Source organism: Bacillus sp. AFS088145 (assembly GCF_002564465.1).
In the GTDB taxonomy this organism is placed as follows: Bacteria; Bacillota; Bacilli; order Bacillales; family Bacillaceae_G; genus Gottfriedia.
Genome location: NZ_NUUX01000008.1, coordinates 155,828 through 182,203 on the forward strand (window position 1 = coordinate 155,828; position 26,376 = coordinate 182,203).

The 26,376-nt window shown below is 33.4% G+C and carries 23 protein-coding genes and 1 pseudogene; 4 read left to right on the forward strand and 20 right to left on the reverse strand.

Translation table 11 applies throughout. The annotated features are described in order from the left end of the window. Positions 1–132 precede the first annotated feature (132 nt). Positions 133–1,821, reverse strand: a complete 1,689-nt coding sequence (locus COI44_RS05370) for a DAK2 domain-containing protein (RefSeq protein ID WP_098427001.1) — start codon at positions 1,819–1,821, stop codon at positions 133–135. 23 nt (positions 1,822–1,844) lie between these two features. Beyond that, on the reverse strand, positions 1,845–2,207 hold the full coding sequence (locus COI44_RS05375; protein WP_088012978.1) for an Asp23/Gls24 family envelope stress response protein: 363 nt from the start codon (positions 2,205–2,207) through the stop codon (positions 1,845–1,847). 345 nt (positions 2,208–2,552) lie between these two features. Between COI44_RS05375 and rpmB the strand changes: the two genes are divergently transcribed. After that, positions 2,553–2,741, forward strand: coding sequence for a 50S ribosomal protein L28 (gene rpmB, locus COI44_RS05380; RefSeq protein ID WP_025568947.1), 189 nt, complete (start codon positions 2,553–2,555; stop codon positions 2,739–2,741). Positions 2,742–2,838: 97 nt separating this feature from the next. On the opposite strand, the gene spoVM is transcribed toward rpmB, so the two are convergent. The 16 genes from spoVM to COI44_RS05460 all read right to left on the reverse strand — a co-directional run bounded on the left by spoVM (position 2,839) and on the right by COI44_RS05460 (position 20,859). Then, positions 2,839–2,922 (reverse strand): stage V sporulation protein SpoVM, encoded by an 84-nt coding sequence (gene spoVM / locus COI44_RS05385; RefSeq protein WP_056470930.1) that lies wholly within the window; start codon positions 2,920–2,922, stop codon positions 2,839–2,841. Between the two features lie 94 nt (positions 2,923–3,016). Continuing rightward, positions 3,017–3,658: a thiamine diphosphokinase gene (locus tag COI44_RS05390; RefSeq protein ID WP_179887019.1), complete on the reverse strand. Its 642-nt coding sequence runs from the start codon at positions 3,656–3,658 to the stop codon at positions 3,017–3,019. Positions 3,659–3,750: 92 nt separating this feature from the next. Next, complete coding sequence (gene rpe, locus COI44_RS05395) at positions 3,751–4,395, reverse strand: ribulose-phosphate 3-epimerase (RefSeq protein WP_098427003.1); 645 nt, start codon at positions 4,393–4,395, stop codon at positions 3,751–3,753. A 2-nt stretch (positions 4,396–4,397) separates the two neighbouring features. Next, on the reverse strand, positions 4,398–5,279 hold the full coding sequence (gene rsgA, locus COI44_RS05400; protein ID WP_098427004.1) for a ribosome small subunit-dependent GTPase A: 882 nt from the start codon (positions 5,277–5,279) through the stop codon (positions 4,398–4,400). A gap of 20 nt (positions 5,280–5,299) precedes the next feature. Further along, a complete protein-coding gene (pknB, locus tag COI44_RS05405; RefSeq protein ID WP_098427114.1) occupies positions 5,300–7,294 on the reverse strand; it encodes a Stk1 family PASTA domain-containing Ser/Thr kinase in 1,995 nt (664 codons plus the stop codon). A gap of 8 nt (positions 7,295–7,302) precedes the next feature. Continuing rightward, positions 7,303–8,055 carry a Stp1/IreP family PP2C-type Ser/Thr phosphatase gene (locus COI44_RS05410; protein WP_098427005.1) on the reverse strand — a complete coding sequence of 251 codons (753 nt, stop codon included), beginning with the start codon at positions 8,053–8,055 and terminating at the stop codon, positions 7,303–7,305. A 4-nt stretch (positions 8,056–8,059) separates the two neighbouring features. Beyond that, the gene (gene rlmN / locus COI44_RS05415) at positions 8,060–9,151 is read right to left on the reverse strand and encodes a dual-specificity RNA methyltransferase RlmN (RefSeq protein WP_176522508.1); all 1,092 of its coding nucleotides are present in this window, start codon (positions 9,149–9,151) and stop codon (positions 8,060–8,062) included. 2 nt (positions 9,152–9,153) lie between these two features. After that, positions 9,154–10,500 carry a 16S rRNA (cytosine(967)-C(5))-methyltransferase RsmB gene (rsmB, locus tag COI44_RS05420; RefSeq protein WP_098427006.1) on the reverse strand — a complete coding sequence of 449 codons (1,347 nt, stop codon included), beginning with the start codon at positions 10,498–10,500 and terminating at the stop codon, positions 9,154–9,156. Next, positions 10,493–11,446 carry a methionyl-tRNA formyltransferase gene (gene fmt / locus COI44_RS05425; protein WP_098427007.1) on the reverse strand — a complete coding sequence of 318 codons (954 nt, stop codon included), beginning with the start codon at positions 11,444–11,446 and terminating at the stop codon, positions 10,493–10,495. Before fmt ends, rsmB begins: the two co-directional genes overlap by 8 nt. 8 nt (positions 11,447–11,454) lie before the next feature. Then, positions 11,455–11,928 carry a peptide deformylase gene (gene def / locus COI44_RS05430; protein WP_098427008.1) on the reverse strand — a complete coding sequence of 158 codons (474 nt, stop codon included), beginning with the start codon at positions 11,926–11,928 and terminating at the stop codon, positions 11,455–11,457. Positions 11,929–12,217: 289 nt separating this feature from the next. Next, complete coding sequence (gene priA / locus COI44_RS05435) at positions 12,218–14,617, reverse strand: primosomal protein N' (RefSeq protein WP_098427009.1); 2,400 nt, start codon at positions 14,615–14,617, stop codon at positions 12,218–12,220. Continuing rightward, the gene (gene coaBC, locus COI44_RS05440) at positions 14,614–15,819 is read right to left on the reverse strand and encodes a bifunctional phosphopantothenoylcysteine decarboxylase/phosphopantothenate--cysteine ligase CoaBC (protein ID WP_098427010.1); all 1,206 of its coding nucleotides are present in this window, start codon (positions 15,817–15,819) and stop codon (positions 14,614–14,616) included. Before coaBC ends, priA begins: the two co-directional genes overlap by 4 nt. Positions 15,820–16,180: 361 nt before the next feature. Further along, positions 16,181–16,393 (reverse strand): DNA-directed RNA polymerase subunit omega, encoded by a 213-nt coding sequence (gene rpoZ, locus COI44_RS05445; RefSeq protein ID WP_098427011.1) that lies wholly within the window; start codon positions 16,391–16,393, stop codon positions 16,181–16,183. Between the two features lie 3 nt (positions 16,394–16,396). Further along, positions 16,397–17,014 (reverse strand): guanylate kinase, encoded by a 618-nt coding sequence (gmk, locus tag COI44_RS05450; RefSeq protein WP_069034530.1) that lies wholly within the window; start codon positions 17,012–17,014, stop codon positions 16,397–16,399. A 155-nt stretch (positions 17,015–17,169) separates the two neighbouring features. Further along, the gene (locus COI44_RS05455) at positions 17,170–18,039 is read right to left on the reverse strand and encodes a YicC/YloC family endoribonuclease (RefSeq protein ID WP_098427012.1); all 870 of its coding nucleotides are present in this window, start codon (positions 18,037–18,039) and stop codon (positions 17,170–17,172) included. Between the two features lie 147 nt (positions 18,040–18,186). Further along, entirely contained in the window at positions 18,187–20,859 is a 2,673-nt protein-coding gene (locus COI44_RS05460) for a calcium-translocating P-type ATPase, SERCA-type (RefSeq protein ID WP_098427013.1), read from the reverse strand. Between the two features lie 701 nt (positions 20,860–21,560). On the opposite strand from COI44_RS05460, the gene COI44_RS05465 reads away from it, so the two are divergent. After that, entirely contained in the window at positions 21,561–23,261 is a 1,701-nt protein-coding gene (locus COI44_RS05465; RefSeq protein ID WP_098427014.1) for an Rqc2 family fibronectin-binding protein, read from the forward strand. Positions 23,262–23,698: 437 nt separating this feature from the next. On the opposite strand, the gene murI is transcribed toward COI44_RS05465, so the two are convergent. Next, positions 23,699–24,472, reverse strand: a complete 774-nt coding sequence (gene murI, locus COI44_RS05470) for a glutamate racemase (protein ID WP_098427015.1) — start codon at positions 24,470–24,472, stop codon at positions 23,699–23,701. Positions 24,473–24,729: 257 nt separating this feature from the next. On the opposite strand from murI, the pseudogene COI44_RS05475 reads away from it, so the two are divergent. Next, a pseudogene (locus tag COI44_RS05475) lies at positions 24,730–25,011 on the forward strand (MFS transporter); the annotation flags it as partial. Positions 25,012–25,193: 182 nt separating this feature from the next. Beyond that, positions 25,194–25,826 carry an NUDIX hydrolase gene (locus COI44_RS05480; RefSeq protein WP_098427016.1) on the forward strand — a complete coding sequence of 211 codons (633 nt, stop codon included), beginning with the start codon at positions 25,194–25,196 and terminating at the stop codon, positions 25,824–25,826. Positions 25,827–25,939: 113 nt separating this feature from the next. Here COI44_RS05480 and COI44_RS05485 read toward each other — a convergent pair whose 3' ends face one another. Next, the gene (locus tag COI44_RS05485) at positions 25,940–26,374 is read right to left on the reverse strand and encodes a GNAT family N-acetyltransferase (RefSeq protein ID WP_098427017.1); all 435 of its coding nucleotides are present in this window, start codon (positions 26,372–26,374) and stop codon (positions 25,940–25,942) included. Positions 26,375–26,376 lie beyond the last annotated feature (2 nt).

The following is a 26,376-nucleotide window of genomic DNA, read 5'->3' on the forward strand; positions in this document are numbered from 1 at the left end:
AAACAATGTCCACCTTATAGTGTAATACGAAATTCTACAGAGTTCTACGTTATTTTACATTAGTCTTTAAATAAAGTACAAAAAAAAAGAAGAAGTGATCACACTTCCTCTTTTATCTTGCTATATTTTCTCTTATTCAATCGAAAAAATATATGAATATAAAGGCTGATTTCCGTTATGAACTTCAACTTCTAAATGATCAAAGCTCTCTTCGGCAAATTCAACTAATTTTGAAATTTCTTCATCTGATACATCTTGGCCATATAAGATTGTTAATATTTCAGAATCTTCATCAATCATATCTTGTAATAATTTCTTTGCTGCCTCTAATTGATTTGCATCTGTTGTAACAATTTTACTTTCAAGGATTCCCATGAAATGATCTTTTGTTATTTCTACACCATCAATTTCAGTATCTCGAACCGCATAAGTTATTTGACCTGTTTTAACTGTCTTTAATGCATCTTGCATTCCTGATTTATTTTCATCTAATGATGCAGTAGGATTAAATGATAATAAAGCTGACATACCTTGAGGTACTGTTTTAGACGTTACAACTGCCACATTACATTCTGCAACAGATGCAGCTTGCTCAGCAGCCATCACGATATTTCCGTTGTTAGGAAGAACAATAACATTTTCTGCGTTGCATTGTTCAATCGCTTTTACAATGTCTTCTGTACTAGGATTCATTGTTTGACCGCCTTCAATTACAACAGTTGCCCCAATACTTTCAAATAATGCTTTAATCCCTGATCCCATAGCTACCGTAACGATACCAAATTCTTGTTTTTCAGTAGATTGTGTTGACTCATTTTTAGAAGGAGATTCATTTGAAACCTCTTCATGTAGTAAGTTAGTATGTTGTTCGCGCATATTTTCAGCTTTTAGTTTTAAAAAGCTTCCAAATCGTTGACCTAAATTAAATACTTCCCCAGGGTACTCAGCGTGAATATGAACTTTTACAATTTCATCATCAGCAACTACTAATAAAGAATCACCCCATGCACTTAGCTCTTTACGGAAAGTGTCTATGTCAAAAGGATGTTTATTTAATTTATCTTTTTCAAATCGCACCATAAATTCAGTACAGTATCCGTAAACAATGTCTTCAGTATTTAACATACTTTGTACATTTCGATGTTCTGCTTCAACAAGTTCCTCAAGTGAAAGAGTCGCTTCAGCACCTTCTAGGGAAATTTCTTCACCTTTTAATGATGCTAAGAATCCTTCATAGACTAGTACTAAACCTTGACCTCCGCTATCGACTACACCAACTTGTTTTAACACAGGCAGTAAGTCTGGAGTACGGTTTAATGATGCATTTGCTTCAATAATGGTTTCCTCAAGAAAAGGAATAAATTCTTCATGTGTTTTTGCTATGACAACTGCTTTTTTTGCTGTTTCTCGTGCAACTGTTAAAATTGTTCCTTCAATAGGCTTCATAACAGCTTTATAAGCAGTTTCTACCCCTGCTTCCAATGCTAAAGCAAAATCAGTTGTTGAAATTGTATCCTTTGATTCAATTGATTTAGAAAAACCTCTAAATAATTGAGAAAGGATTACACCAGAATTTCCACGCGCCCCCATCAATAAGCCCTTTGCAAAGCTTTGACCAACTTTACCTACATGACTATTTGGTTTTTCTTTTACTTCCTTTGATCCAGAAGTAATAGAAAGATTCATATTTGTTCCAGTATCACCATCTGGTACCGGGAATACATTTAATGAATCTACAAATTTTACATTTTTCGTTAAGTTATTTGCACCTTGAATCACCATATCTGCAAATAATTTACCGTCAATACGTTTTATCGACACAAATTCTCCTCCTTAATGCGTCTTTACAGGTTAGCTACTTTCACACCTTGAACAAAAATATTAACTGAGTCAACTGACAAGCCTAATGTTTGATCAAGAGTATACTTCACTTTATTTTGTACGTTATTAGCAACTTCAGAAATCTTCGTACCATAGCTTACAATTATGTACATATCGATATTAACGTCCTCACCTACTTGGCGAACAATAACACCTTTTGTAAAGTTATCTTTTTTTAGGATTTCTGTAAGACCATCCTTAATTTGTTTCTTAGAAGCCATTCCAACAATACCGTAACAATCAATGGCAGCTCCACCAGCAATTGTAGCGATCACATCTGTACCAATCTCGATTGTTCCATATTGAGTTTTCATTTCTAATGACATAATTTGGTCCCCCTTATTGGATAATCCAAGTATAGTTAGTTATACTACTTACTTATTATTGTATACCTTTTTCCAAAATAATTCTATTGACTCACTACTATTATTAGCATTTCAATAATATTCATGGTTAATTATAGAAAATACAATTTTTAATGAATTTCTTTTCAATAAGTCAAAGATCCCTCTTTATATGTAGTATAACATACATTTCGATGTCAAGGTTTTTTTCTTGAACAACTTACCAATAACTGTTGCATTAAGCAGAGCGGTATGATAAATTATAGTAGTGTTTGAATGAAAATAATCATTGAAATGTTATTCCGTTTTTTGTTAGGAGGGAAATAGATGGCTCGTGTTTGTGTAATCACAGGAAGAAAGTCTCGTTCTGGTAACAGTCGCTCTCACGCTATGAATGCTTCAAAACGTACTTGGGGTGCTAACCTTCAAAAAGTTCGTATTTTAGTAAACGGTAAACCAAAGCGTGTTTACGTTTCAGCGAGAGCATTAAAATCAGGTAAAATTGAGCGCGTTTAATTTATTAACGTACTAAAAAGCATAGCGATCCGCTATGCTTTTTTACTTTTTTTATGATGCCTGTTGCCTCTAACCAAAAAACTCTACTCCAATTAAGCTAAGCGTCTTTTTTAAATGTACTCAGCATGGCGCGAACAAGTCCGCCAAGAAATTTAGGTAATTTAATCGTATAAAATCTCATGCTTTCCCTCCTACAAGCTTTCTAGCATTTTTAAGGAAAAGATTAATCCTATTACATTCTACTTGCGATGAGCGAAAACTATGACATGAAATTGTTAATCTTTGCTCCTTACTACTAATGCTATGCCTTCGCTAAATGAAATAGACCCTTCACTCTCTAGCAGTTCATTGCTTACACATAGTGATGATCCAATCTCCAATAAATGATTAGTTAGTGGATATTTAAAGCCCTTTAACGTTAAATTTTCTACTTTAGCACCTAATGAAAAAAAGGATACGTATTTAAAATGCTGCATTTTACTAATGAAATGGGTACCTTCCTGAATGACATATATTTCGTTATATTCATCCACGATTTTTATTGTAACACCAGAATTCATAAATTTTATTAATAATGACATACTGCCAAATTCATGATCTAAACGTTTTCCGGTTACACAATGGATAAAAATCTTTTCTGGTTTTTGTTTAATTGCCCATTGAATAGCAAGTTCTAAATCTGTTTCATCTTTTTCAGGAGGGTAAATAAAAACATTTGGAACAAGCCTTTTTATCTTTTCTAAATTCTCATCGCTTAAAGAGTCAAAATCACCGAATATTGCTTCTGGAATTAATCCTTCTTCAATTAAGTAATGAGCTCCATTATCTACGCCAATCAGTAACTGGTTATCGTCCTTCTGAGTAATTTCAGTAATTGTATTCGATTTCGGCCCTGCACCTACAATATGTATAATCAACTTTTTTTCCACCTTTAAAAAAAATGCAATCGAATGTCGATTGCATTTTTTGTTTCATAATTAGATTTTACATGCAATTTTAGATGATTACATTATCCTCTAATTTTCGCTATAGCTTCTTTTCTGTCTTCCTTATTATAAACTGCTGAACCAGCTACTAGTACGGTAGCACCTGCTTCTATACAAATTTTAGCCGTATGCTCGTCAACGCCACCGTCTATTTCGATTTCAACTGATAAATTGCGTTCTTTAATCAAATTAGCAACTTGTTTAATTTTAGGAACAACTGAATGAATGAATTTCTGTCCGCCAAAGCCAGGATTTACTGTCATTAAAAGGACCATGTCGACATCATCAATAATCTGTTCTATTGTTGAAACTGGAGTAGCTGGATTAAGAACTACACCTGCTTTAATACCAAATGATTTAATTGTTTGGATCGTGCGGTGCAAATGTGTACAAGCTTCAACATGAACCGTAATAATGTCCGCTCCAGCTTTTACAAATTGTTCTATGTATTGATCAGGTTTTTCAATCATTAAATGTACATCAAGTGAAAGCTTCGTCACTGGTCTAATTGCTTCTACAATTAGTGGTCCAATTGTAATATTTGGTACAAAATGACCATCCATTACATCGACGTGAATATAATCTGCTCCTCCACGTTCTACATCTAAAATTTCTTCCCCAAGTTTAGCAAAATTCGCTGAAAGGATTGATGGTGCAATTTTAACCATGATTAATACCTCGGCTTTCTATCTCTTATTTCTTCTATGAATGATACATAATGATCATATCGTTTAGGAGAAATTTCCCCACTTTCAACCGCAGCTTTTACAGCACACTTTGGTTCTTTTAAGTGGGTACAACCTCTAAATTTACATTCTTGACTTTTTTCTCTCATTTCTACAAAACAATATGATAAATCTTCAGATTCGATTCCCATAAATTCCAATGAACTAAAACCAGGAGTATCTGCAACCAGCCCCTGTCCAATTTTTATTAATTCAACATGTCTAGTTGTATGTTTTCCTCGACCTAAATGAGAGGAAATAATTCCCGTCTTTAAATCTAGCTCTGGATTAATTGCATTTAGTAAAGTTGACTTACCAACGCCAGATTGTCCTGCAAATACAGATATTTTATTTGACATATGTGGAAGTACTTTTTCTAATCCTTCCTCAGTTTTTGAAGAAGTTAAACATACTTCATATCCAATTTGGCGATAATAAGAAACGTATTCATACACTAATTTTAATTGTGCTTCTGAACACAAATCAATCTTTGTAATGACAATTAAAGGTTTAATTTCATTAAACTCAATTAATACAAGGAATCGATCTAATAATATTGGAGAAAAATCGGGCTCTACTGCTGAAAAAACTAAAATTGCTTGATCAACATTTGCAATTGGAGGTCGAACAAGTTCATTCTTTCGCTCTTTAATTTCAAGTAGATAACCTTCTCCACTTTTTTCGATATGATATTCTACCTCATCTCCAACTAAAGGTGTTATTTTCTTATTACGAAAATTTCCTCTACCACGACAAGCAACAACTGTCTCATCTGTTTCGACATAATAGAATCCACTCAATGCTTTTATGATTTTGCCTTCTGGCATATACTCACTCCTACAGCTATTTAATTCGATGGATAAGGTACATCTCTTTCTGCAATAACTTGACCATCTTTAACAATTTTATAGGAAGCAGTTTGTCCAGGATCAATTGTCACTTCTACTGGTATAGTAGTTGTTTCGGTGATCGATTTTGAAATTGCAGGTTTTTCACCATTATTATTTTTATCTCTAATATATACCTCAATTAGCTGAGGTGCACTAGGATTGGTTGGGGTATATGGTACTTGTATATTGATTGTTACTTTTTTCGTCTTTTCTTTTTGTTTTCCAGAAGAAATAACGACATTTAATGTATCCCCTTCTTTTACTGCAACGTTAGCAGATGGAGATTGAGAAATAACACGATTTTCAGCAACTGTTCCTGAATCTTCTTTCGTTACGTTAAGCTTTAGGTTATTATCACCTGCATAGGTTTCAACATCTTTTCTAGACCATCCTTTTAGGTCACGAAGAGTGATCGTAGATGTCCCTTTACTAATCCATACATTTAAATCCGTTTCTGATGGAACGACTTCAGCCCCAACGTTCGGAGATTGGTCGATTATTTCACCTTCTGATTCATCACTTTCGATAAAATGCGTTGTAACAGAGCGATAATCGTCTTGTAATCGAGATTTTATCGTGTTGTATTGGAACCCTTTAAGGTCTTCCATCTCGTTACTTTTTTTACCTTTTGATTTATAAATCGTTATCGATGAATTTTCTTTAACAGTTTCCCCAATATTAGGAGAAGTTTTAACTACTTTCCCTTCATCAACTTCATCATCAAAAATTTCTTTAGGATCGCTTATCTTTAACCCTTTTGAAGCAAGCAACGTAACCGCACTTTCGTATGTCATATCCTTAACATCAGGAATTTCTACGTCTTCAGGCAAAAATAATGCAGGAATCAATGTTATCGCTAATAAACCACCAATTAAAAGTGCAATAAAAGTACCTATAATAAACTTTGCAAAAGAATTTTTCTTCTTCCGTTTTAATTTATCAGCTTCGTTTTTGACAGGTTCTTTTTTGACAGCTTCTTTTTTGATAGGTTCTTTTTCTTTATTTGCTTTTTTCTTTGTTGGTACGACAACAGTATCATCATTAGTTAATACAGGAATATCCTTTATAATCGGAATTACTTTCGTTTCATCATCATTTGTAGGAATCACAAAAGGTTTTTCATTCAAACGATCACTATCTAAAGCAGTTTGTAAATCTAGCTTCATCTCATCTGCAGTATCATATCGATAAAAGATATCTTTAGCAGTAGCCTTTAAAACAATATTTTCAAGGCTTTGTGGTATTTCTGGATTAAATTTTGTTGGTGGTGGAACTTCACTTTGCAAATGTTTTAATGCGATCGCTACTGCACTCTCACCAGAAAATGGTAGTTTTCCAGTTAAAAGCTCAAACATTACAATTCCTAAAGAATAAATATCTGACTTTTTATTCGCAACTCCACCTCTTGCTTGTTCAGGTGAAAGGTAATGAACAGAACCAAGTACTGAATTTGTTTGTGTAATTGTTGCAGCTGTTGAAGCTGTTGCAATACCAAAATCAGTAATTTTTACATTTCCTTCTTTATTGATTAAAATATTTTGCGGTTTAACATCTCTATGAACGATTTGAAAATGATGCGCATGAGCTAATGCTGAGGCTAATTGTTCCATAATCCTCAATACTTCTTTTGGCTTTATAGGTGTATGATGCTGAATATACTCCTTTAAAGTCTCACCTTCAACGTATTCCATGACGATGTACTGTAATCCATCTTCTTCCCCAACGTCATATGAGCTTACGATATTTGGATGAGATAGCGAAGTAACTGAATATGCTTCACGTTGAAATCTTCTTAAGAAGTCTGGGTCGTTTGAAAAATCAGCTTTTAACATTTTTACAGCTACATCTCGATCTAATATCATATCACGGGCTAAATAAACGTTTGCCATACCGCCAACACCAATTAATTTTAAAATCTTATATCGGTCGTTTAGGCGTCTACCAATCATCACGCTCATCATCACCCTTTCTCTATATTTCTAGGCTCAAACTTAATAATGGCAAGCGTGATGTTATCTTCTCCACCAAGATCATTTGCGATTGAAATCAACTGGTTACCGAGAAGATCGATTGGTAGATTCTCATTTAATTTTTCATTAAAAAGTTCATTTGATATTTTATTCGATAAACCATCTGAACATAAAATGATTAAATCATCTTCTTCCCAAGTTAAAGTTTTAATATCAACATCAACTGTTTCCTCAGTACCAAGTGCTCGCGTTATAACATTTTTACGAGGATGAATTTCTGCATCCTCCATAGAAATTTGCCCAAATTTAACAAGTTCAGCAACAAAAGTATGATCTTCTGTTATTTGCTTAAACCCTTCATCATTTCTCAAATAACTTCTACTATCACCTATATGTGCAATCGTAAAAAATAAAGGAGTACAAATAATCGCTTCAAGGGTTGTCCCCATACCCTTGCACTCTTCATTTTGCTCAGAATGAATTAATAAGTTTGTATTTAATTGCGCTACAATATTTTTTAGCCATGATTCGGCTTCTACCGGTGTTTCAAAATTACTAGTATTTTTCCACTCTGCTTCAAGGAAATTGATCGCCATCATACTTGCAACCTCACCAGCTAAATGGCCACCCATACCGTCAGCAACTACAGCTAATACGATTCCTGAATCGTTCGTAAATATACCTACGCTATCTTCATTATGCTCTCGAACTTTCCCCGTATCAGTTTGAAAAAAAGTTTGCATTGTTTCACCTCGTCTCCTCTTTACGCTCCTTTGCACGCAACTGTCCACAAGCTGCATCTATATCATGACCTTGTTCACGACGAATTGTAACATTAACTCCATTATTTTTAAGTACTTTTTCAAATGCAAAAATTTGTTCCTTAGGTGTTCTTACGTAATCTCTTTCAGGTACATAGTTAACTGGAATTAAATTAACATGACATTTAACTCCTTTAAGTAACTTAGAAAGTTCTTCAGCATGCTCAACTTGGTCATTTTCACCACCGAATAAACCATATTCAAACGTTACACGTCTACCTGTTTTTTCAACATAGTAACGAACAGCGTCCATTAAATCCGGTAATTTGTATGCACGATTAATTGGCATTAATTTAGAACGCAACTCACTGTTAGGAGCATGTAATGAAATCGCGAAATTAATTTGAAGTCCCTCATCAGCAAAGTTATAGATTTTTGGAATGATTCCACTTGTTGATACTGTAATATGTCTTGCACCAATGTTAAGACCTTTTTCAGAATTAACAATTCTTAAGAAATCCATTAAACCATTATAGTTATCAAATGGTTCGCCTATACCCATAACTACGATTGAGCTAACTCTTTCTTCAACTTCATCAATAGCACGTTGTACTTCTAATACTTGTGCAACGATTTCACCTGCTTCAAGATTTCGTTTTAAACCACCAAGAGTCGATGCACAAAAAGTACATCCAATTCGACAACCTACTTGTGTCGTTACACATACAGAATTGCCATAATTATGTCTCATTAAAACAGTTTCAATCGAATATCCATCATGTAATTCAAATAAAAATTTCATCGTACCATCTGAAGAGGTTTGTTTAACTAATGTTTTTAATGTCGTTATTGTAAAATTCTCTTCAAGTAACATACGTAGCTCTTTTGGAATATTTTGCATTTCTTCAAAGCTTTCAACTCGCTGAACGTATAGCCAATTATAAATTTGCTTTGCACGGAAAGCCTGCTGCTTTTGCGCCTTTAACCAATCCTCTATATCACTTACTTTTAACGAGTAAATTGAGGGTTTATGAGTTTTTTCTATTTTGACTGAATTTGTAGTATTTTCTAATTTCAACGTTACACCTTCTTCCTTAATCTTGCAATAAAAAATCCATCCGTTCCAAAATAATGTGGTAGTAGCTGTACATACCCTTTTTGAACCGATTTATTTTCATTTAATTTTTCCGGAACATGATCAATTAATGAATGATCTAGTTCATAATCATGATGCTCATCTAAAAAAGCTTCGACCACATCAATATTTTCTTCATGTCCAACTGTACAAGTGCTATATACTAAAGTTCCACCTGGCTTAACTAACTTTGAAGCTTCGTCTAAAATAGACTTCTGAACTCTTTGTAAATTCGTTACATCAGTAGCATTCTTTTTTAATAAAATATCTGGTTTACGACGAATAACCCCTAAACCAGAACACGGAGCATCTACTAATACTTTGTCAAATAATCTTCCTTCAAACTCTTCAGGTGCTTTTCTTGCATCTAGCGCTTTTGTTTCTATATTATCTAACCCTAAACGATTAGCTTGTTCTTTTATTAACTTTACTTTATGCTTGTGTAAATCTAATGAAGTAACTGATCCAGTACCGCCTAACAACTCAGCAATATGTGTTGATTTCCCTCCAGGTGCTGCACATGTGTCTAATATATCTTCACCTTTTTCAACTCCAAGTGCTTGTGCAACTAACATCGAGCTTTCATCTTGAATTGAAAGGAAACCTTCTTTAAATGCATTCGTATGAGCAACATTTCCTTTTTGGATTTCTATTGCAAATGGAGACAGTTTTCCTTCCTTAACCTGGACTCCTTCATCTTCAAGCATTTTAAGTACTTCTTCTCTTGTTGCTTTCATTGTATTGACTCTTGCAGTTTGAAACGGTGGAAGTATGTTCTCTTCACAAATTTTTCTCGTTTCTTCTTCTCCGAATTCTTTTACCCATTGTTCAATTAACCACTTTGGATGATTTGTTTCAATTGAAAGCTTTTCGATCGGGTCCTTTATTTCATCGATTGATCGTAAACCATTTCTTTGAATATTTCTTAATACCCCATTTACTAAAGAAGCAATTCCTTTATGTCCGCGCTTTTTAGCAATATTTACAGCCTCATTTAAAATTGCGTGAGGAGGTATACGATCTAAAAAATGCAATTGATATAATGAAAGTTTTATTAATATATAAACCCATTCTTCTAATTTCTTCTGATTTTTAATGAATGGTTCTAAATAAAAATCCAATAATTGATCTCTTTGGATTGTTCCATAGATTAATTCTGTTAATAGTCCCGAATCAGCCGAAGATAAATCATTCTTTTGAATATAGTTATTTACTAACAAATTACTATACGATTGATTTTTATAAACTGAAAGAAGAGCCTCCAAGGCAATCTCTCGTACATTTTTACTCATGTTTTTCTCCTAACTTCATTCCACGTTCAATAAAAGAACCTGCACCATTAATATATTGCTTTGCTTCCATACGCTTTTTACCAGCAGGCTGTAAATCAGTAATTTTGATAGCAGTATGATTACCTGTTGCTACTAATATGCCATCGTTTAAAACATCAATTATTTCACCTGGTGTAGAATTTTGATTCTTATTTACTTTTTCACCCCACCAAACTTTTAAAACTTCTCCGTTTAATGTAGTATAAGCTACTGGCCAAGGGTGTAAACCTCTTACGTGATTATAAATCTCTTCACCAGTTTTTGACCAATTTATTTGTTCTTCCTCACGCTTAATATTTTTTGCAAAGCTAACTTTACTTTCATCTTGCTTCACTGCATTAATTTCACCCTTTAATAATGGTGGAATTGTTTCTGAAAGTAAATTTGAACCAGCAATACTTAATTTATTGTGAAGCGTTCCAACGTGATCTTTTTCTTCAATCGGAACAACGACTTTGGCTAACATATCACCAGCATCTAGCTTTTCTACCATATACATAATTGTTACACCAGTTTCACTCTTTCCTTGAATGATCGAATAGTGAATTGGAGCCCCACCTCGTAATTCTGGTAACAATGAAGCATGTACATTTATACAACCAAATTTAGGAGCTTCAAGAATATCTGTAGGAAGAATTTGTCCAAAAGCTGCAGTTACAATTAAATCTGGCTTTAATGCTAATACTTTTTCTGTTTCTTCTGGAAGTCTAATTTTTTCAGGTTGTAAAACTGGGATATTATGTTTTAAAGCCTCTACTTTAACAGGAGGTGGAGTTAGCACTCTTTTTCGACCAACAGGGCGATCTGGCTGAGTTACTACACCTACTACATCATATCCTTCTTCGATTAATCTTCTTAAAACAGGAACAGAAAAATCTGGCGTCCCCATAAAAACAATCTTTGTCATTTTTTTGCCTACCCTTCTAATTCACTTTCTTCATAGAATTTCGAGACTTTAGAAGTGAATAAAACTCCATTTAAATGATCAATTTCATGTAAAAGTGCACGAGCTAAAAATCCACGAGCTTCTATAATAAAATATTTTCCACGTTTATTTTGTGCTTTGATTTTTGCATAGTTAGGTCTTGTTACATCACCATATAAGTTAGGGAAACTTAAACAACCTTCAACATCAGTCTGCTCGCCTTTTGTTTCCATTACGATCGGATTAATTAAATCAATTCTTCCATTCTCATCTTCAACATCAACAACAGCTACTTGCTGCAGTATACCAACTTGTGGAGCTGCTAAACCAACACCATCTGCTGCCAGCATTGTCTCATACATATTATTTAAAAGTTTTACTAAATTTTTATCAAATGTCGTCACTTTTTCACAAGGTGTTTGAAGAACTTCATTTGGATATTCTACTATTTTTAATAAAGCCAATTTCACAACTCCTATCTTGATTGTACGTTAAAATTTAATTTCTAAAAACGACCTTCGTCTTATGCTTGTTGGGGGCTGACCAGTCCCCTCCACTTTTCGTTCTGTCTAGTTCCAGGCGTTATCCCCTCGAGGTATCGGGGATAAGCAAACGCCTTCCGCTTTTCGTACTGTCTAGTTCCGGCTCCTAGCCCCTCGAGGTCATAAGCCAAGGTCCGATAAAGGTAAAAACCAACCTTTTTCGGCCCTTGTCTTATGCTTGTCGGGTCTGACCAGTCGCCTCCACATTTCGTTACATAAACATAGTAGGTTGAAAGTCGATTGTTAATTGTAGTTTGCCTTTGTCCGTTTCGTCTTGGTAGTATTGTTGGATTCGGTTTAGTACGTCATAGAGTGCAGGTTCAGATTTGTATTTTATCACACATTGATAACGAAAATGGTCTTTTATTTTTGCGATTGGTGATGCTACTGGGCCGAGTACAATTGATCCTGCTGATAAGTACTCTCTTAAATACCCTGCAATTTGTTCACTTACTTTTACTGTTTTTATCAAATCATTATGTGCTATTGATATTAAAACTAAATAATAAAAAGGTGGATATCGAAATGAGCGTCTTATTTTCATTTCTTCTTCATAAAACGCAACATAGTCCTGTGTTTTAGCTAATTCAATACTATAATGCTCTGGTGAATATGTTTGTATAACTACTTCACCTGGTTTTTCATGACGACCAGCTCTTCCACTTACTTGTGTCAATAAGCTAAATGTTCGCTCACTTGCTCTGAAATCAGGTAAATGAAGTGAGCTATCTGCTGCTAAAACACCAACCAATGTAACATTTGGAAAATCAAGTCCTTTTGCAATCATCTGTGTACCTAGTAAAATATCAGCTTCACCGTTACCAAATTGCTTAAGCATTTTTTCGTGGGCACCTTTACGACTAGTCGTATCATTATCCATTCTAATGACTCGTGCTTCTGGGTAGGTTTTTGTAATAGCTTCCTCTACCTTTTGCGTTCCAGTTCCAAAAAATCGAATATGTTCACTTTGGCAAGATGGGCATTGTTTTGGCATATAGGTTTCATATCCGCAATAATGACATTTTAGATGATGGTTATGTTTATGATAAGTTAAGGAAACCTCGCAATGTGGGCACTGAATTGTGTAACCACAATCTCTACACATTACAAATGAAGAATAGCCTCGACGGTTTAAAAATAAGATGATTTGTTCCTTCTTCTCTAATCGATCTATTATTTTTTCATGTAAAGCTGTAGAAAACATCGTACGATTACCGATTCTTAACTGCTCTCTCATATCGACTATTTCCACTGCGGGTAAAGGGCCTTGATTAACCCTTTTTGACATTGTATTTAGCTCATAAACACCTTTACTAGCTCTAGCAAATGATTCTAGTGTAGGAGTCGCACTTCCTAAAACGATTGGACAATGATGATATTCTCCTCTCCAAATTGCAATATCTCTTGCATGATATCTTGGATGTTCATCTTGTTTATAAGTGGTCTCATGTTCTTCATCAATGATGATCATTCCAATGTTTTCAAATGGTGCAAATATTGCTGAACGGGCACCCACTACTACTTTAACTTCTTTTCTCTGAATCTTTCTCCATTCATCATATTTCTCACCAATAGATAGACCACTATGTAGAACTGCAACATCATTTCCAAATCTACTTTTAAAACGACCTACAATCTGTGGGGTAAGTGAAATTTCTGGTACTAATACGATTGCTTCTTTCCCTTCAGATAGGACCTCTTGAATGGCTTGCAAATAAACTTCTGTCTTTCCACTACCTGTTACGCCATGTAAAAGATGGATCTTATTCTTTCGTTCATGAAATGAAGAAACGATTTGCTCAAATGCAATCTGTTGTTCTTCTATTAGTGGTAAAGGCTTAGATCGTTCAATTTCCCTACCTTCATAAGGATCACGATAAACTTCAACTGTTTTAATTGAAATTACCTCGTTTTTCTCCAATGTCTTTATAGGTGAATCAGTGATACCAAGACATTCTTTTAACTCCTTCACACTTGTTTGACCATTCATACGTAAGTATTCAATAATGTCTTTTTGCTGTGGTGATTTGATTATCGATAATTCTTCGTCTAATACCTTTAATAGAGAAACTACACGTTCTGTTTTTTTATTCGCTTTATTTTTTACTTCATATTCAATTTCAAGCAATCCTTCTTTAATTGCTCGTTGAACTAATGAAATTTTGCTAACAAGACTTTCTATTTCAGTCCATTCTCTTCTTTTTACGATCGAAAATAGATTTGCTAATTCAGGAACTAATTGATCTAAAGCTTCTTCAGATGTTACTTGAACATGTTTTTTATATACAGCTTTAATAGCAGTCGGAAGCATTGCTTGATAGGCAGAAATGAAAAAACAAAGTGTTTTTTGAGATAGATAAGAACCTAAAAGAAGAAGTTCTTCTGTTAAAACAGGCATGACATCAAGTACTTCTTCGATTTCTTTAACCTTCTCTAAATTAGTTGTTTCTTTTATAGACAATACGAATCCTTGAACTTTCCTTGGCCCAAATGGAACAATTACTCGCATTCCAGGTTGTATTGCATCCTGCCACCTAGTTGGTACTTTATAATCAAAAGGACGGTCAGTTTGTCTGACTGATACATCAACTAAAACTGATGCGTATGTCATCTTTCTACCTCATTTAATAAGTGATGAACTTCAAGTAGTATTTCTTTTGCTACTTCTTTTTTACTCATTATAGGAAGTGGCTTAACTTCACCATTACGCTTAAAAATGGTTACAATATTCGTATCAGATCCAAAACCAGCCCCTGCTCTTGTTACATCATTAGCAACGATCATATCTGCATTTTTCTTTAAAAGTTTACTTTTTGCATACTCATCTACTTGATCAGTTTCTGCAGCAAACCCTACTAAAATTTGATGTGTTTTATGTTGACCTAAAGTAAGAAGAATATCTTTCGTACGTTTAAAAGCAATTGAAAGATCACCATCAGCTTTTTTCACTTTCTGATCATAAGTAATTGAAGGTGTGTAATCAGCAACTGCTGCTGTTTTTATTACAACATCCGCTTCATTATAATAAGACCAAATCGCTTCAAACATTTCCTCAGCAGACTCGGTTTGGATAAATTGACACCCTTTAGGTGGTGTTAAAGTAGTTGGTCCAGAAACGAGAATTACCTCTGCTCCTAAAGAAACTGCAACTTCTGCGATACTATAACCCATCTTACCCGTTGAATGATTTGAAACAAAGCGAACTGGATCAATTTTTTCAACGGTTGGGCCAGCAGAAATAATAATTTTTTTACCTTTTAATAAACCTTCTTCTCTTTGGAAATGTTCATTCACGAATTGAACGATTTCTTCCGGCTCTGCTAATCTACCTTTTCCAACATAGCCACATGCTAAATATCCTTCATTTGGCTCAATAAATCGATGACCAATCTCTTTCAATGTGTTCATATTCTTTTGAACAATTGGATGGTTATACATATTAACATTCATAGCTGGTGCGATCCAAACTGGTTTTGTTGCCGCCAGTAATGTTGCCTGAATCATTTCATCTCCAAGACCATTTGCTAATTTTCCAATTGTATTAGCAGTTGCTGGAGCAACAATGATTAAATCAGGCCAATCACCTAAATCGATATGAGCAATTTTTGAACTATCTTTTTCATCAAAAGTATCTATATAAACATCATTTCTTGATAAAGCTTGAAACGTTAAAGGTGTCACAAATTTTGTAGCGGATAAGCTCATCATAACTTTAACGTCATATCCTGCTTGTACTAGTTTACTTGTAAGTGCTGCTGCTTTATAGACTGCAATTCCACCTGTAACACATAGGAGAATCTTTTTTTGTTCCACTCACCTTCACCCTTTCAAATTTTATTCTTTCTATGTAATATGTCAAAAAATAGGTCTTTTGGACGTTCTATGTCTAAGATACCACAAATATGATTGAAATAACTGTTTTAGGCTCATCTAAAAAAAGCTCGCCAATGAGCTGATCGTCAAAGTCATAAGCTTAGTTGTACTTATCCTATTTACTAAAGTCAGGACTTTTCGTCGATTAAACTACTCGGCCATTTTATCACAAAAATAAGACTGCCCCCCATTTCTAATCACCACGAAACTTTTAGGAGAGGTGTTAAACACCACGTTGTCCTTTTTAGTCATATGGAAAATTAGCAAATGTTTTGGGACAGCCTCATCACACAGTTAAATATTAATCTTCTTTAACTTCTTCAAGTTTTCTATAAGATAATAAACCAGCATTAATTTCTTCTAATGCTTTTCCTACAAATTTATAAGATACTGGTTTTTCAACACGAGTATCTTTATTTACTTGCATTTCACGAGCACGCTTTGAAGCAACTGTTACTAGCGTATATTTTGAGTCTAATTTTGTTAATAAACGGTCAATCGAAGGATATAACATAGTTTATTCGGCCTCCATCATTCTTTTATAATAATTTGCAACTCGTTCACGTTTTAAATGTTCACTTAAAATAATTGCTTTAATACGGTCACAAGCTAAGTCAACTTGATCATTTTCAACTACATAATCGTATGCATCCATCATTTCAATTTCTTCTTTTGCTGCATTCATACGATTCATAATCACATCTTCAGTTTCTGTACCTCTTGTTACAATTCTATTTTGTAATTCTCTCATACTCGGAGGGGCTAAGAAAATAAAAATCCCTTCAGGAAAAGCTTTTTTTACTTGCAGGGCACCTTGAACTTCAATTTCTAGGAAAATGTCTTTTCCTTCACTTAATGTTTTTTCAACATAATCAATTGGCGTTCCATAGTAATTACCTACAAACTCTGCCCACTCAAGAAACTTATCTTCATTTATTTTCTGTTTGAAATCTTCTTTTGATGTAAAGAAATAATCTACTCCATGTACTTCACCTTCACGAGGATTTCTTGTCGTCATCGAAATACTATATTGCAGATCTAAGTCCTTATTATCAAAAATAGCTTTACGCACCGTACCCTTACCTACTCCTGATGGACCAGAAAGTACGATTAATAAGCCTCTTTCATGCCTCATTTATGACCCTACCCTTCTAATTCTAGACAGTTTAATTTATTAAAGGTCAATCTACTGTTACTTCCTGTTGTGTCAGAGTCAATTAATAAAAAATTAATTAGTCTTCTACTTCACATTGTTACCGGACCTTTGCAACTATAAACAAATCTTTTACATTATTCAATATTTTGAACTTGCTCTCTAATTTTTTCAAGATTATTTTTAATTTCAACAACTTGTTTAGAAATATCTAATGAATTTGCTTTAGAACCAATCGTATTCACTTCTCGATTCATTTCTTGTACGATGAAATCTAATTTTCGCCCAATTGATTCTTTTATTTGTAAAGTTTCATTAAACAATTCTAAATGACTAGTTAGTCGAACTAATTCTTCAGATATGTCACATCGATCTGCAAAGAGCATAATTTCTGTTAATAATCTTTGCTCATCAACCGCTGTTAATTCAACTTCCGCTAATTTAGATTGAAGTTTTTCACGATATGATTTCATAACAAGAGGAGAGTGAACAATAATCTGTTTTTTACATTCTTCAATTGCTGTTAATCTTTCTATTAAATCTTTTTTAAGTTGTCCACCTTCTTTGCACTTAACATCAAAAAATTGTTGACATGCATTTTCAGTAGTCGTTAATAATAATTCTTCAAAATTATCATTGATTTGTTCTACTTCACTTACTGTAGTAACTTCAGGTAGCTTTAATAAATCGATTGGATTATAAAAAGATTTATTTTGCTCTTCACCTGAAAGATGTTCAATCGCTTTTTTATATTGTTGAATTAAGCCTTCATCTATTTGTAATGTACGTTTTAATAAGCCCTCAATTGTAACAAAAACCTCAACTCGACCTCGACTAGTATACTCAGCTACAATTTTCTTAATTGCATCTTCATAAGCTAATAATTGCCTCGGCATTCGAACGATTGTCTCTAAGTATCGATGATTCACTGCTTTCATTTCAATATGTAATTTGTACTGTTCATTTGACAAAATGGCTTTACCATACCCTGTCATACTTACGACCATTGTTCCACTTCCAATACACTAATTTTCTCTCTAATTTATTTCCCAAATTTCATTCAATATGTAAAAGAGAAAAGGTAATAGAGCATACCTCTACTACCTTTAGGAATTATAACATATTTTAGGTTGGTTATCCATTTTGTTCGCAAATTATTTTTTCTTAGAAAATAATGCACCTGCAAGCATAAAAGTTGGAATTGATGAAAGCCCTCCAATTAAGAACCAATCTCTAGGCACGATTGGAATCGTTTTGAATATTGGTTGTAATGGTGGGTAGTAAATAACAACTAGCATTAATAGCATTGAAACGATTACAGCACCAATTAAATATAAATTTCCAAATACATTTCGATGGAAAATAGAACGTTCACTCCTACAATCAAAAACATGAATTAATTGAGCTAATACTAAAGTAGAGAATGCTACCGTTTGTGCGTATTCTAGTTGATTCGGATGTTGATTATAGGAAATAATGAATGCTAATAGTGTGACAAATCCAATTAAAAACCCTCTTGAAATAATTTTCCATCCTAAACCTCTTGCAAAAATCCCTTCTGATAATGAACGAGGACTTCTTTTCATTACATCATCTTCAGCTGAATCCACACCTAATGCCATTGCAGGTAAACCATCAGTCACTAGATTTACCCATAAAATTTGTACTGGAACAAGAGGTAGCGGTAAAGCTAATAACATTGCAAACAACATAACTAAAATTTCACCTACATTTGAAGCTAATAAATAACGAATAAATTTACGAATATTACTATAAATATTGCGACCTTCTTTAATTGCAGATTTGATTGTCGCAAAATTATCATCAAGTAAAACTAATGCTGAAGCTTCCTTTGCTACATCCGTACCAGTAATACCCATTGAAATTCCAATATCCGCTGCTTTAATGGCTGGTGCATCATTTACGCCATCACCAGTCATTGCTACAATATGGCCATTCGCTTGAAGTGCTTTTACAATTTTCAATTTATGCTCAGGTGAAACTCGGGCAAATACAGCAGCATCTTCAACAAATTCCTGGATCTGCTCTACAGAAAGTGCATCTAATTCTTTTCCTTCTACAACTCTACCGTTATCTCTTAAGATTCCTAGTTTTCTAGCAATACTAGAAGCTGTTAACTTATGATCCCCAGTAATCATAACCGTTCTTATACCAGCTTCTTTACATTCTTGAACAGCTTGTGCAACTTCTGCTCTTGGTGGGTCAATCATCCCCTGTAAACCAATAAAAGTTAAATTGCTTTCGAGATCCCTTTCATCAATGATCGAATTTGGATTTAATGGTTTAAAAGCAATCGCAATCGTACGAAGTGCATTATTTGCATATGTTTCGATTGTACTTTCAACTGAATTTTGTCTAAACGTATTTAATTGTTCTTCTCTTTCATGCCATAAAATTGTATTACATTTTGAAAGTAAGACGTCTGGTGCACCCTTTGTAATCACAAATTGTTCACCTGATCGATTTTTTACAACGACCGACATCATTTTCCGTGTACTATCAAAAGGAAGCTCATGTATTCTAGTAAAATTTGAATTTACGTATTCACGGTCAATACCAGCTTTATAACCTGCAACAACAATTGCACCTTCAGTAGGATCACCATCTAGTACGATTTCTTTTTTCTTTTGAATTAATTCTGCATCACTACAAATAGATCCGAATACAAGAGTTTGAAATAATTGTTTATTTAAAGTCGGATTAATCGTTCTCTCTTTATTCGTAAATTCTCCATCTATTGCATATCCGTTTCCAGATACTTCAAAACTAGATCCGCCCGACCAAATATTTGTAACAGTCATTTTATTTTCTGTCATAGTCCCTGTTTTATCTGAACAAATGACTGAAGCACACCCTAATGTTTCAACCGCTTGAAGCTTTCGAACGATTGCTTTCTTTTTAATCATCCGTTGCACACCAAGTGATAAAGCAACCGTTACAATTGCTGGCAAACCTTCCGGAATCGCAGCAACTGCAAGTGACACACCCGCTAAAAACATATGATATAATTCATTCCCTTGATAAACACCGATAAATACAACTAAAGCTGTTAAAAATAATGCTAAAATAATCAATATTTTACCTAATTGTTCTAATCGTCTTTGTAAAGGTGTAACAATGGTTTCTGTATTTTGAAGTAAATTCGCAATTTGCCCCATCGCTGTTTTCATTCCTGTCGAAACTACAACGCCTTTACCATTACCACGCGTAACGAGTGTTCCCATAAAGCCCATATTATCTTGATCACCAATACCAATATCATCTGACTGAATTGATTCAAATCTTTTTTGAACCGGTACAGATTCACCTGTTAGCGCTGATTCTTCTATGTATAAACTTGATGCTTCGATTATGCGAATATCAGCACCAATCCGATCGCCACTTGAAAACTTAATAATATCCCCAACTACTAAATCTCTTGAAGGTAGCTTAACAAACTGCCCATCACGCAAAACATTTACTTGTGGAGCAGCCAATTCTTTCAAAGCTTCTAATGATCTCTCTGCCTTAGCTTCTTGAAAATATCCTAAAATCCCGTTAATTAAAACAATTGCCATAATCGCAACTGCATCTACTACTTCCTTTAAAAAGATTGATATAATCGTTGCGCCTAATAGAACAAATACCATAAAATCATTAAACTGATTTAAAAATAAAACGAGTTTGGAAGTTTTCTCTGATTCCTTTAATTCATTTGCCCCAAAAGTTGCTCGCCTTTTCTTTACCTCCTCATCAGTTAAACCGGAGGAAACATTTGTATTCGTTACTTGCACGACTTCTTCCGCTCTCATCCGATAAAAATTCATACCCGCGTTCACCCCTAATTAAACATTAGGTAAGTTGTCCCCCTTACCTCTCATAAAAGCATATTCAGACTCGTCCAAATAAATGATATAATGATGAAAATAAATCTAGCTTTTAACCAACTAGAACTGTGACAAGACCAATCAAGATATTGTATGATTGAATTCCATGAGAAATTTCTTGATTGTTTATTTAATGGATATGAGCCAGTTTAAGAATTATGTTGAATTGAGAAATATAATGAATAAGTTAATTGAAACTTTAGGATCGTTTATTAGGGGAAAAACCTTAAAAATACGTTTGTATGGTCTTTTAAAGTTTATAATTTAAAATCTTTTCGTTTCCATATAACTCGTCCATTCTAGAGTAGAAATCAACGTACTTTTTTGAGATTATTAAGTCACTTAGTTTGAACCCTAATCATTTTATTGCACTTAGAATTGATTACAATTAGAGAAGTGATTGGAGCTAAAAGGATGCTCGACTCCTATGGGATATGCGGGAAAGGTGAAATCCTACAGGAGCATATGCGACGGAGAGGCTCAAGAATCTCGTCACATGGAAAGCGAGCATCCTGCAGTGGAAATCAACATCCTTATTTAAATTGATCTTAAGTCGCATTTAATAACCTCATCATTTTATAGAATGATTAAAAGTTAAATTTTTTAAAAAATAGTGTTTTAAAGAGTAGGACGTGATACATATGTCTTTTGACGGACTTTTTACAGGAGCTATGACAAACGAAGTAGCTTCTAAACTAACAACCGGAAGAATATCAAAAATTGTACAACCAAGTAACTATGAAGTACTACTTACTGTGAGAGCAAATGGTGCCAACTTCAAACTACTAATAAGCGCACACCCTAGTTACGCAAGATTCCATTTTACAAATCAAAACTACGATACCCCATCAGAACCATCAATGTTTACAATGCTTTTAAGAAAACATTTAAATGGTGGGTTCATTGAAAGCATTACACAATTAGAACATGAGCGAATCGTTAACATTAAAGTCCGTAGTAGAAATGAAATTGGTGATGAACAATACCGAACATTGATCATTGAACTAATGGGTAGACATAGTAATATCCTTTTAATTGATGAAGAAAGACAAGTAATATTAGATAGTATAAAGCATGTACCAATGGCTGTTAATCGCCATCGAATAGTACAACCCGGTGCTACTTATATTTCTCCTCCTAATCAAGAAAAGCATGATCCATTTCAGATCACTTCCAAAGAGGAGTTTAATCAATTTATTATTCAAAGTGATCAATCACCATCCGAAGCAATTGTTCAACATTTCTCCGGAATCTCTCCATTACTCGCAAATGAAATTGTCTATAATGGAAAAGAAGATGTGTATAATTCATTTAAAACAATCATGAATGAAATACAATTAAAAAAGTTTACCCCTTCACTTTTCCGCTTAGAATCGAGAGAAATGTTTTATTTCATAAATTTAACTCACTTACAAGCCGAACAAACTGTTTTCGACAGCTTAAGCGAGTTGTTAGATGTTTATTACTTTGGTAAAGCCGAACGTGACCGTGTAAAACAACAAAGCGGAGATTTAGAAAAACTGTTACAAAATGAACTGACAAAAAATAAGAAAAAAATTAAAAAGTTACACAAAAGTCTTGAAGATACTGATAAAGCAGATAAAATTCAGTTACAAGGTGAATTGCTTACTGCAAATATGTTTGCACTACAAAAAGGTATGAAAGAAATTGAAGTAATTAATTACTATGACGAAAATGGTGCCACAATGGTCATTCCTTTATCGCCATTAAAAACACCCTCAGAAAATGCACAAGCTTATTTCACCAAATATACTAAGCTTAAAAATTCTGTCGCACATATACAAGAACAAATTAAATTAACAAAAGAAGAAAATGATTATTTAGAGACAGTTATTCAGCAAATCGAGTCTGCTTCACCACGAGATTTAGAAGAAATTAGAGAAGAACTAGTGGAGACTGGTTATATAAGAAAGAAAAAATCGAAAAAAGCCCAAAAGTCTAACAAACAAAAAGTTACATTAGATGAATATATCTCTACTACTGGTGAACCATTATTAGTCGGCAAAAATAATAAACAAAATGATTATTTAACAAATAAACTTGCAAGTAGAGACGAACTTTGGTTTCATACAAAAGATATCCCGGGCTCCCATGTTGTTATTCGTGCTAAGGATCCAAGTGAAACTGCGATTAAAGAAGCAGCTATTATCGCTGCATATTTTAGTAAAGCACGTCAATCAAGTTCGGTCCCAGTTGATTACACGGAAATTCGCCATGTTAAAAAACCCAATGGTTCCAAACCAGGTTTTGTCATATACGAACAAAACAATACAGTTTATGTAACACCTGATGAAGAACTCGTTTTAAAATTGAAGAAATAAAAAAAATGGTGCCTATAAAGGGCACCATTTTTACTTATCTACCTTAGTATATGGCAAAACAAGTATAGTTCTATTAAGCTTAATATAGCACCATTTACTCTACTTTTATAACCTCTAAGCTAAAACTATTTTACTTTTTCATTATTACTACTTAGTAATGATCCCAAAAATAGTACAAGTCCTACGCAAAATCCAAAAATTAAATTCGTGTAAATCTCATATTCTCTTATCTATTTAATAATTAAATAAGTAGCAAAAAATAGCATCGTAATGACGCCGAAATACTTTAAAACATCCTTTATTTTTACCAATTAATCACAACCTTCCCTATTAATTAGTTTTCAAAAAGATTGCCTTTAACACCTATTCTAGAATAAACAGCTATAGTCCTATATTAAACCTAATAAAAAAGATAAGCTGAAAATTTAGCTTATCTCTTATCTCTCATTTTGTAAGTAGTTTAACGCCTGCTTTGTCTTCTCAATATATTCTATGTCATTATTCGAACACATAAATTTGACATTTGTTTGACCAGTTTCATATAATTGGCCATTTTCTCCAAGAAGCTGGATTAATCTTTTTACAGTACCATTACTTCCATCAACAATTTGAACATCTTCAGGTAAAATCTTTTGTAAGATGTTTTTATAAAATGGATAATGAGTACAACCTAAAACAATTGTTCCATATTGCTCAATATTAAATAATGAAAGTTTACTTTTAAAATAATCAATCATAAAATTTTCATCAAAATTTAATTCCTCACAATAATGAACAAGCTCTGGTAAAGGTAATGAATCAACAATACTTAGATCGTCCACTCTAGAAATAAGCTCATTATACTTTGTTTGCTTTAACGTAAGTGGAGTCGCAAAAACTAATACTCTCTTACCAGTTGTTCGGTTCATTTCAACAGCTGGTTTTACAGCCGGTTCCATACCGATAATCGGAAAATCATACATTTCTCTCAATTCATTCACTGCAATACTAGTCGCCGTATTACATGCAATTACAAGTGCTTTTACATCTTCTTTAATAATCATTTCAACAGACTTTTTTACAAATGCACTTACTTCTTCCTTCGTCTTTGTACCATAAGGAACGTGGAGAGTATCAGCAAAATATAAAAAATCTTCATTTGGTAATTTTTTCAGTGCCTCATTTAAGACAGTTAACCCACCAATTCCTGAGTCAAAAAAAGCTATTCTCATTTCAATTCACCTAATAATTTAAATTTAATGAAGTCATTTGTGAAAGTGTCTACAAATCATAACATTACTCAACTAAAGACAAACTTTTACAAATATATAATACTAAATTAACCTAATTATGGATGAATGTAAACTTTTCAGAAAATAGTTAACTCGAGCAGGGTAATTCAAAATGCATGTCAAGCTTGCTAAACCTATATTTCACACTATTCCTTATACATTAGTCTTCCTGTTACCGATTCTTAAAATAATGATTTTATTACCCTCTACTTATTGTTGGTATGTTTATATTTGGATTTGGCGATTCAATCTTCGGACCTTCATTTAATGGGATGGTCTCCAAGACTGTTGATCCTAGTGAACAATGCAGAATTCAAGGAGGTAGCCAATCTATTCAGGTTTTAGCAAGAATAATTGGACCGATTATAGGAGGTCAAATCTACGTATCACTTGGTCATGCCGCACCCGCTATTATGGGTATGATCTTTATAGCACTAGCAGCATTAGTATTGAATAAAGGCAGACTTATATATAGATAAAGAGTGAATACTTCTAACATCATCTTTAGTAAATGGCGGTCTTAGGGGGACCGCCTTATTCTATTTCTAATGATGTGGAATTGTAAAATATCTTGATCAATCAAAAATATACTTCAATCCGACAAAATTTATTTTATAATGAAGTACATGGTTCATAGCTCAAAAACAAGGTGGTTAGTTAAATGAAAGAAGAATTACTTAACATTTTTGATGAATCTGGTAATCATATAGGAGAAGCCACTCGAAGTGAAGTACATAAAAAGGGATTATGGCACGAAACATTTCATTGCTGGTTACTTAGTATAGTAGAAGACCAAACTTCAATCTATTTTCAAATCCGTAGTCATCTAAAAAAGGATTATCCGAATTTATTTGATATTACTGCTGCTGGTCATTTATTATCTACTGAAACAGTTCAAGATGGATTAAGAGAAGTAAAAGAAGAACTTGGAATAGAAGTAAAAATGGAAGATGTAATCCCTCTTGGCATCATTAAAAATTCGATCATTTTAGAAACGATTAATGATCAAGAATTGAGTCATGTTTTTTTACTAAAAAGCGATAAATCATTTACTGATTTCAACCTACAAAAAGAAGAAGTTTCAGGCATAGTGAAAGCTGATTTTAATCAATTTTATCAATTCGCACATGGATTAAGAGATACAGTAGAAGTTGATGGTTTTCAAATTACTGAAACAAATGAAAAAATTCCAATTCAAAAATCAGTAGATAAAAATCAGTTTGTATCTCACGAAAGTAATTATCTTTTAGATGTTGTTGAATTAATAAAAAAACATATACATAATGAATTCTAATTTTAAGAGCCCTTTATTTCTAAGGGCTCTTAATTATTGAAAATTTGATAATTTAATTGCAAGGTTGTTTTTCAACCGCATGAAAAAACCCTAAATTATTAGGGTTTTTTAGTTCATTCAATATCTTTACTAAAAGAATAAGATAGTTTTTTATACTCCATTTTATGTTCATAAAAACGATGCGCATTAATTCTTTGGACACCGGATTGTAGTGTTACTAATTGACAGCCATTTCTTTTTCCAAAATCAGAAATAAAATCTAGTAATTTCTTGCCGTATCCATTTGATCGTTTACTTTCATCCGTCACTAAATCGTAAACAAATACATGTCTACCATTATAGAAATTTGTTAAAATACTAACTCCAGCGACTGCAACCGTCACTCCTTGATCTTCCAACCCAAATAATTGATACCCTTGTTTTTGCATTTCTTCGTACAAATTAAAGAATGATTCTTCATTTAAGTGTGTACGAAGTTGTTTTAATACTTCAAAGCCTTTTCTTAGCTCTTCTTTTGTTTCGTAAAGTTTTACTGAAATATTAGTCATTC

Coding starts and splice junctions, on each gene's coding strand:
- COI44_RS05375 (WP_088012978.1), bottom strand. CDS start 2,207: ATGTCATTAGAAATGAAAACTCAATATGGAACAATCGAGATTGGTACA.
- rpmB (WP_025568947.1), top strand. CDS start 2,553: ATGGCTCGTGTTTGTGTAATCACAGGAAGAAAGTCTCGTTCTGGTAAC.
- spoVM (WP_056470930.1), bottom strand. CDS start 2,922: ATGAGATTTTATACGATTAAATTACCTAAATTTCTTGGCGGACTTGTT.
- rpe (WP_098427003.1), bottom strand. CDS start 4,395: ATGGTTAAAATTGCACCATCAATCCTTTCAGCGAATTTTGCTAAACTT.
- rsgA (WP_098427004.1), bottom strand. CDS start 5,279: ATGCCAGAAGGCAAAATCATAAAAGCATTGAGTGGATTCTATTATGTC.
- COI44_RS05410 (WP_098427005.1), bottom strand. CDS start 8,055: ATGCAAACTTTTTTTCAAACTGATACGGGGAAAGTTCGAGAGCATAAT.
- rsmB (WP_098427006.1), bottom strand. CDS start 10,500: ATGAGTAAAAATGTACGAGAGATTGCCTTGGAGGCTCTTCTTTCAGTT.
- fmt (WP_098427007.1), bottom strand. CDS start 11,446: ATGACAAAGATTGTTTTTATGGGGACGCCAGATTTTTCTGTTCCTGTT.
- priA (WP_098427009.1), bottom strand. CDS start 14,617: ATGACATACGCATCAGTTTTAGTTGATGTATCAGTCAGACAAACTGAC.
- rpoZ (WP_098427011.1), bottom strand. CDS start 16,393: ATGTTATATCCTTCGATTGACCGTTTATTAACAAAATTAGACTCAAAA.
- gmk (WP_069034530.1), bottom strand. CDS start 17,014: ATGAGGCATGAAAGAGGCTTATTAATCGTACTTTCTGGTCCATCAGGA.
- COI44_RS05455 (WP_098427012.1), bottom strand. CDS start 18,039: ATGGTCGTAAGTATGACAGGGTATGGTAAAGCCATTTTGTCAAATGAA.
- COI44_RS05460 (WP_098427013.1), bottom strand. CDS start 20,859: ATGAATTTTTATCGGATGAGAGCGGAAGAAGTCGTGCAAGTAACGAAT.
- COI44_RS05465 (WP_098427014.1), top strand. CDS start 21,561: ATGTCTTTTGACGGACTTTTTACAGGAGCTATGACAAACGAAGTAGCT.
- murI (WP_098427015.1), bottom strand. CDS start 24,472: ATGAGAATAGCTTTTTTTGACTCAGGAATTGGTGGGTTAACTGTCTTA.
- COI44_RS05480 (WP_098427016.1), top strand. CDS start 25,194: ATGAAAGAAGAATTACTTAACATTTTTGATGAATCTGGTAATCATATA.
- COI44_RS05485 (WP_098427017.1), bottom strand. CDS start 26,374: ATGACTAATATTTCAGTAAAACTTTACGAAACAAAAGAAGAGCTAAGA.